Genomic DNA, 7,089 nt, shown 5'->3' with positions numbered 1-7,089 from the left:
GCTGCCCGAAACGGCCTGGATCAACCCACCTCCGAAGGAGAACACCGACACAGAACAGGCAGCCTGACCTGTCTCATCAGGATTGACAGATTCCGTACTGCTACGGCATTCCGGACGAACAGCTCAAGCAGTTCTGCCGGGAGAACGCCTGGATCGTGTACCAACAGTGCTTGGGCAACATCTGAGCCCCGACGACGTTTCGAGGGAGATGCTGGTGAGTGAAGAGATCGGTGAAGTGATCGCATCCCGGACTGTTGCCGACGGTGACCGACCCGTGCTGATCGAATTCGGTGCGCCGAAGCCGTCCGATGACGGCTTCAGGTGTGGGTTCCGCATCGAGGGTGTGCGCACGTCCTCGGCATCCGGCGCGGATGCGCTCGCGGCGCTGTATTCGGCATTGATCGAGGTCGGGGCCGAATTGAAGAGTGCCAACGCCGCTGGCGCGAACTTCACGGTATTCGGGCAAAGCGATCTGGGATTTCCAGTGGCGGCATCGGGGTCGGAGGTTAGCCGGTGAACATCGACGATATCGCTGACCCGGTGGCTTCGCGCACCGTCCGCACCGGCGACGGACCGCTGCGCGTCGTCATCGGCCGACCCGGCCCGGATCCGGAACGACCCCGGAACTTCGTCTGCCCGTTCGGTATCGAAGGTCGCCGGGGCGGCTCTGCACCCGGGCTCGATGAAGTTCAGGCCTTGATCAGCGCGATTCAGATCATCGGCGCAGCGCTGGACCTCCCGTCGGATTGGCCGATCGCAGCACCACGCTGACATCGGCGACGAATGACGAACCCGGCCTCACGCCACCAGCGTGGAGCCGGGTTCGGCCGTTCACGAGACAGGCAAACGCGCCCGCGTCATTTGTCGTCACGGGCGGCGTCGGGATCACGGAGCCTGCGGTGTGTGCCGCCGAGATCGGGCAGGTGGAAGGCGTAGTGGCCGTCGATGCCGATGTGGCTTCGGATGAAGGCCGAGAGCCGTTGCGCGTCGGCATCGAGTACCGGATAGCCTTGGGCGCGTAGCTGTTCCAGGGCACGGTTGGTGTAGAACGTATTCCACAGCACCGTGCAGTTGAGCACCAACCCGAGCGCGGAGAGCTGATCTTCCATGCCCTCGTAATAGGTGCGAGTCATCTCCCCTTTCTTTCCGTGGTAGATCCGCCGTCCCAAGTCGTGGCGGCCCTCTACGAGATTGGCCTGAACTTTGCCTTCCCGCCGGTATGGTTCGTCGTCGGCCAGGCGCAGGATGTGCAGGGTTTTGAAGATTCGCCCATAGTGGGCGATGGCTTGCCCTAACGGGGTGGGGTTCCCGTCTCGGGAGATCATGCGGGTCACGTCGTGAGCGGAGACCTCACACTCGTTGATCGACACCGCGACCCGGCACATGTCTTCCCAGTGAGCGGCGATCTTGTCGCTGTCGATGCGGCCCCGCGCGGCCTGATTGAGCGGCCCGTAGTCGGCGCCGGGGTCGAACCGCCACAGCCGCTGATCGGGCAGGTTCGCCAACTGCGGCCGGTACCTCTTGCCGATCAAATGCACCAAACCGAACACGATGTCGGAGTAGGAACCGGTGTCGGTGATGATGTCGTCTGGCCGCGTGCCGCCCTGCTGGAGTTGCACGACGTCGATGAAGTTCAGCGAGTCGCGTGGCGTGCCGGACACCACCTTGGCAGACAGGCCGGCAGACTGGTCGTTGAGCATGTTCAACCAGGTGATGCCCCGTTTGCGGCCGAAGTATTTCGGGTTCGGTCTGGCGTGGATGGTGCGGACCGGGACCACGAACCGGATGCCATCGACCGAGGCGAGCCGCCCGCCGCCCCACAGCTGCGCCAACTCGATCTCGGCCTGGGCCTTTGACCAGCTCGGAGTTGGCGGCGGTCAATGTCTCCAACCGAACGTAGTTCTGTTCGACATGGTGCAGACGGTCCCGCGTCAGCGCGTCCACACCGGGGCTGGTCACCGGCTTGAAACCGACGTTCATCGCGTTCGCGCACAGCACCGCCGCGACCGACAAGCCCAGATCAGCGACACGGGCACCATTGCCGGAAGCGTGGGTGAACGACTCGGCGAAACCGGGCACCCAGGACATGACTTCCAGGACCAGCTCGGGCAGGTCGACCTCGGGCACCATGGCCTCGACCCGCCGGCGCAGATCCACCAGCGACGGCGCGTCCGGTTCGGCCTTCAACGCGGCAAGGTGAAGACGGCCGTTCTCATCGACGGTCGCCGGACCATCGCTGTCCAACCTGGCGGCGACTTCACGGTAGGCGGTGTCCACTGCGGCGGCATGTTCGGCGAGCAACGCCGCGGGATCGCCGGGCAGGTTCAGCGCGTTCATCCCGGCCTCGCGCGATCGTTCCCACGTTGGACCGACGAGCAGTTGGGCGCGCGGGTCGCGCCAGCGCGTGGAGTGCGGGGCAAAGATGTTGCGGTGCTTGAGATGGCGATGGAACTGTTCCAGCAGGCACAGGCTGTAGGCAGCCCGGTCGACCGTTTCCGGTGGCCGACCCTCGCGGTAGACCAGCCTCTTCCACCCGCCGCCGACGAGGTCATGATCGACCTGGCGGGCATCGAGCCAGCTCGCGGGCAGTTTCGACTTCTTCGTCATCAGCTCACCGAGTGTCGTCATCGCTGCCAGCACAGCCGCACCGTCCGCAGCAGCCCCGAACGCCACGGTGCGCATCAGCTGTGGCAGGAATACCCGGACCGTGGCCAGGCGACCGGCCAGCTCTTCGAGGCGTTGCTCGTTGAGCTCGGCGTCATCGACCGGAACGAGCTCATCGATCACCGCGACAGCGGCACGGAGCTCGCTCTTGGTCGCGGTGTTCTCGATCAGATCCCACATCATGTCCAAGCTGAGGTCCGGTTGCACCTCGGTCATCTCCAACAGCACCTTCACCGCCGCAGCGAGCTTGCCCGCATTACGCGAGACCCGCGGGTATCGGTGCAGCTTCTCCTCACGCGAGGCCCGTTCAGCCTTCGACATCAGGTCGGTGACCATCAACAAATCGAACAACTCGAGCACATCGTCAGTTGCTCTGCCGGACAGCGTTTTCACCGTGGCGACCATCACCGCCAGCCGATGGATCCGGGGTTCGAGACGCCGCAGAGCAGGCGCCTTGCTCGACAATCCGTAGGTGGCCAGCCCGATAACCCGACGCTGCGGAACCATCGACACATCCAGGGACTGCCCGCCCAGCGCGATGAGGTCGGCCAACCGGTCCAGTGCCTGCACCATCCCCTTGGAGCTGTTGCGGAACACGCCCTTGCGAAGCCGTTCCAGCTCGCTGACACGGCGTTTGCCCTCGGGCGGTTCCAGCAATGCCAGTAGCGCCGAAGCAGCACCGGCGCATACTTGATCGGTCAGTTGCGCCCACAGCCGTTGATCAGCGGCTTGGCGCCCCTCGGTGACCAACCGTTCCAAAGTCCGGGGACCGGGAAGCAGCGCCTGACGTTTGCGTAACCAGTCGAGCGCGCCGTCGAACGTCGCTTTCGGTCCGTCACCGCTCACCCACGCCTGATCAGCGACCCAGGCCGCCAACTCCGCCTCGACCTCGGAGTAGGAGGTCAGGCCGTACTCGTGCTGGATCTCCCAGGCGTGTTCGAGTTTGGTCTTGTCCCGCTCGGTGTACTGCTTCACGCACGAGGCGTCCTCGATACCCAACTGCTCGGCGAGATAGTCGACCAGCTCAGCGGGCACGTCGAGCGGATCGGCCAGGAACATGCCCAGCTGGCGGACCGTCACGACCTGAAGGGCGAAACCCAATCGGTTGTAGTCGCGGCGTCGACCCGCGATCAGCTTGCGGTCTTCGTCATCGAGGTAGAAGAACCGTTCCAGCTCAACACGAGACAGCGCCCCGAACCGGCCGTAGTCGCCCTCATTGGTCACGACGACATGAAATCACCTGTAGGTCAACGCCGCTGGATGTTTCCGTGCTTAGCGCCGGATTGGGCGGATCTGCTCCCCGACTCCCATACAGCTCGGAAACCGTCAGCCGGTCTCCGAGCCGCGCGAATCCGGCCAGCCGCCGGAATCCGTCACGTTCGAGCGCGGAGACCTTCGACGAGGTTGCCGGATCGGCGAAAAGCCTCACGCCATCGGCGCCATCGGATAGGCCGGCCTCGCGGAGCAGATAGGTCTGACGGTCGGTGCTCTGCTCGTCGGTGGACACCCGCGTGTAGACAAGTTCGGCCATCGCACTGTCGCCTTTCGCCGACCGATTTGGCTTCCATTCACCGTACTGCCTGTCGTCAAACCCTGTCGCCAATCGGGAACGGATTGCATTGGATCGATCGGGCGTTTCCGCAGGGTCCGGCCCGCTCTGAAACCACTTCCAAGCTCTGTCGTCAAAGGGTCCTTTGGCGACACTATCGGACCAGACTGGGAGGTCGTTCGTAACCCGACCTAGACGGAAGTCGCTGAGCGAACGTGTCTCGCAGCGCACTGGAATTCATCCGGTGGGTCGACCGGATGGCTGGCGGTCCTCGATATCCGCACCCCAGCCGACTTGGTGCTCGACCCGCGACCGCGTGTCATGCCACCGAACCGATGCAACGGAATGTGAGTCAGGACACAGCCGATTGGCCAGCAAACCCGCAGGTCCAGCCATTGTCGTTGTTTTTCGCGCGATTACTACCGGAACCCCGTCGTGCAGAAACAACGCGGTCGCGCCGACGAACGCGTCAGCGAGTGTGTCGGCCGCGGTGAGATCGGCCCGTTGGTGGCGCACGCCATCGGGCAGCGCGAACTCCGTGGCGCCGCGCGACACCGCCACCACCTGCTCACCCGCCGCGGCGAGGGCCTGCACGAGGCCGCGTCCAACATTGCCGGTTGCTCCGGTCACTACAATCACGTTCACTCCTGAGTTAGTTGCCTGACTAACTCAACCGTAACCCAAGAACCAGCTCCTTGTCCATAGTTAGCTGCCCAACTCAGTCGAGCCGGACGCGCTCAGCAGCGAACAACCCCGCTCACGGCAGGTCGAGAACCTCTTGCAGACGAGCCGCGAAAGCGACAGGGTCCTGGGCGAATCCGGTGTGGTCGCCGGGAAACTGCACCGGCTCCACGCCCAGTGCCGAAGCCAGTTCGCGGGAGGTGTGGTCGCAGAACTGGCCGGTCGAGTCGGCGCCGATGCCCACGATCACGCGGGTGGGGATCGCGCGCAGCAGCGGCGGGTCCGGGACCCAGCCGGTGGTGTGGCGCAGTTCGTGGGCGAACCAGAAGCGTTCGCTGGCCACCTGCTGGGGGTCGCGGTCGCCGCCGAAGATCTGGGTCAACATCGGTTCGGGGATGGGAATCGAGGCTTGGGCGAAGAACTTTCGCCAGGCACCGATCACGTCACCGGTGTCGTAGGTGGCGATGATGTCCTCGGTCAGCGCGCGGTGGGCGTCGGCATCGGGCAGCAGTTCGCGCAGTGGCGGTTCGTGGGCGACCACGGTGGTGACCAGGTCGGGGTGGGTTTGCGCCAGGGCCAACCCGGTGACGGCGCCGCCACTGGATCCGAACACCACCGCGGGGCCCGTATCCAGGTGGGTGATGAGCCGGGCGAGGTCGTCCGCGCGGGCGAGCACCGTGGAATCCTGGTTCGGTTCGTTCAGGGGGCTGGCGAAGTGGCCGCGCGGGTCGGTGGTGAGCACGGTGTTGGTGGCGGCGAGCTGCTCGGCGGCCCCGGCGAACGAGGCGGCGCTCATCGGGGCGCCGACCAGCACGAGCAGCGGCCCCGACCCGCGGACCTCGTAGTACAGGCGGGCGTCGGGCACCTCGAGGGTGCCGGTGGTGACGGCGGAACTGGCGGTCATGAGGCCCTCTCTCCCGGATGTCGGCTACAGTTGACGTCCTCCCCAGCCCGAAGACCAGGGTTCCTACCAGCGCCACGACGGACGCTCTCGGCGGGTTCCTGTTTCACAGGGGCTCGCTCTCCGCTATGCGGTGAGACTGACAACCCCTCCGCAAGCGTTTCGACTCTCGGCGCGTCCCGCCGCGAGTATGTTCATGGCCGCGTTGAGATCACGGTCGTGAACCGCACCGCACCCACACTTCCAGATTCGCACATGCAACGGCTTCTTCTCGCCCAATACCCCACAGACCGAACACATTCGGGTCGAGGGGAACCAGCGATCCACCTTGACCACCGTCCGGCCATACCGACTGGCCTTCTCCTCCAACATGCGGGTGAACATGCCCCAACCTGCATCGTGGACCGATTTCGCCAGTCGAGTACGCGCGAGACCCTTCACGCTCAAGCCTTCGACGTAGACCGCTTGGTTTTCGCGGATGATCTGCGTCGAATGCTTATGCGCCCAATCCTTGCGTGTATCAGCTACTCGGGCGTGCGCTCTAGCGACCTTCATTCGGGCCTTCAGTCGATTCTTCGAGCCCTTCTCCTTACGTGACAGCCCCTGCTGCACCTTGCGAAGCTTCCGTTCAGCACGCCGCAGAAACCTTGGGTTCTCGATCGTCTTCCCGCTCGACATCACAGCGAACGTGGTCAACCCCAAGTCAATACCGACCTCGGACTCCACAGGCGGCAACGGTTGATCGTCGACCCGAACCACAAACGACGCGACGTATCTGCCCGCCGCATCCTTGATGATCGACACGCTCGAAGGATCGCACGGCAGTACCCGCGACCAACGAACCGCGAGTTCGCCGATCTTCGGCAACCGCAACTTACCGCCGGTCGTGACCGCGAACCGTGAGTTCTTCGTGAACCGGATCGCCTGCCGATTGTCCTTGCGCGACCGAAATCTCGGTCGGCCAACCCTGGCACCCTTGCGCTTACCCGTGGCCGAGGCAAAGAAGTTGCGGAAGGCCGTATTCAGATCAGCCAGTGCCTGCTGCAACACCACCGACGACACTTCTGACAGCCACACCCGTTCCGGCGTGGCCTTCGATGCCGTGAGTCGCTTGGACAGTTCGCCGTCGCTGATCCGCAGCCCAGCCTCGAACGCATCCTGGCGGAGACGGAGCCCGTCGTTGTACACCACCCGTGCACACCCAAACGCGCGGGCCAACGCTACCTGTTGGCCCGGCGTCGGATAGACGCGAAAGTTGTATCGAAGCTCCACAACCTCACTCTATCAATGGCTT

General features: G+C 64.4%; 7 protein-coding genes and 1 pseudogene. 2 read left to right on the top strand and 6 right to left on the bottom strand.

The features are described 5' to 3' along the window. The first annotated feature begins 214 nt into the window (after window positions 1–214). Both ACFWVD_RS11655 and ACFWVD_RS11650 read left to right on the top strand, forming a co-directional pair. Complete coding sequence (locus ACFWVD_RS11655; protein ID WP_379241977.1) at window positions 215–517, top strand: DUF6968 family protein; 303 nt, start codon at window positions 215–217, stop codon at window positions 515–517. After that, window positions 514–771 (top strand): DUF6968 family protein, encoded by a 258-nt coding sequence (locus ACFWVD_RS11650; RefSeq protein ID WP_379241976.1) that lies wholly within the window; start codon window positions 514–516, stop codon window positions 769–771. The genes ACFWVD_RS11655 and ACFWVD_RS11650 overlap by 4 nt, the downstream gene beginning before the upstream one ends. 86 nt (window positions 772–857) lie before the next feature. On the opposite strand, the gene ACFWVD_RS11645 is transcribed toward ACFWVD_RS11650, so the two are convergent. The 6 genes and pseudogenes from ACFWVD_RS11645 to ACFWVD_RS11620 all read right to left on the bottom strand — a co-directional run bounded on the left by ACFWVD_RS11645 (window position 858) and on the right by ACFWVD_RS11620 (window position 7,067). Then, a complete protein-coding gene (locus ACFWVD_RS11645; RefSeq protein ID WP_379241975.1) occupies window positions 858–1,832 on the bottom strand; it encodes a Tn3 family transposase in 975 nt (324 codons plus the stop codon). Window positions 1,833–1,914: 82 nt separating this feature from the next. After that, window positions 1,915–3,888: pseudogene (locus ACFWVD_RS11640) on the bottom strand (DUF4158 domain-containing protein); the annotation flags it as partial. After that, complete coding sequence (locus ACFWVD_RS11635) at window positions 3,878–4,195, bottom strand: recombinase family protein (RefSeq protein WP_379241974.1); 318 nt, start codon at window positions 4,193–4,195, stop codon at window positions 3,878–3,880. The pseudogene ACFWVD_RS11640 and the gene ACFWVD_RS11635, both read right to left, overlap by 11 nt. Window positions 4,196–4,450: 255 nt before the next feature. After that, window positions 4,451–4,807, bottom strand: coding sequence for a hypothetical protein (locus ACFWVD_RS11630; protein WP_379241995.1), 357 nt, complete (start codon window positions 4,805–4,807; stop codon window positions 4,451–4,453). Window positions 4,808–4,970: 163 nt separating this feature from the next. Continuing rightward, window positions 4,971–5,798: an alpha/beta fold hydrolase gene (locus ACFWVD_RS11625; RefSeq protein WP_379241973.1), complete on the bottom strand. Its 828-nt coding sequence runs from the start codon at window positions 5,796–5,798 to the stop codon at window positions 4,971–4,973. Between the two features lie 123 nt (window positions 5,799–5,921). Beyond that, window positions 5,922–7,067, bottom strand: coding sequence for an RNA-guided endonuclease InsQ/TnpB family protein (locus ACFWVD_RS11620; RefSeq protein ID WP_379241972.1), 1,146 nt, complete (start codon window positions 7,065–7,067; stop codon window positions 5,922–5,924). Window positions 7,068–7,089 lie beyond the last annotated feature (22 nt).

The organism is Nocardia sp. NPDC058666 (assembly GCF_042714895.1).
In the GTDB taxonomy this organism is placed as follows: Bacteria; Actinomycetota; Actinomycetes; order Mycobacteriales; family Mycobacteriaceae; genus Nocardia.
The sequence above is the reverse complement of the archived record's forward strand: the minus strand, read 5'-3'. Positions and strand labels throughout refer to the sequence as shown.

Excerpts from the sequence above, each read along its gene's own strand:
- ACFWVD_RS11635 (WP_379241974.1), bottom strand. The coding sequence starts at position 4,195 with ATGGCCGAACTTGTCTACACGCGGGTGTCCACCGACGAGCAGAGCACC.
- ACFWVD_RS11625 (WP_379241973.1), bottom strand. The coding sequence starts at position 5,798 with ATGACCGCCAGTTCCGCCGTCACCACCGGCACCCTCGAGGTGCCCGAC.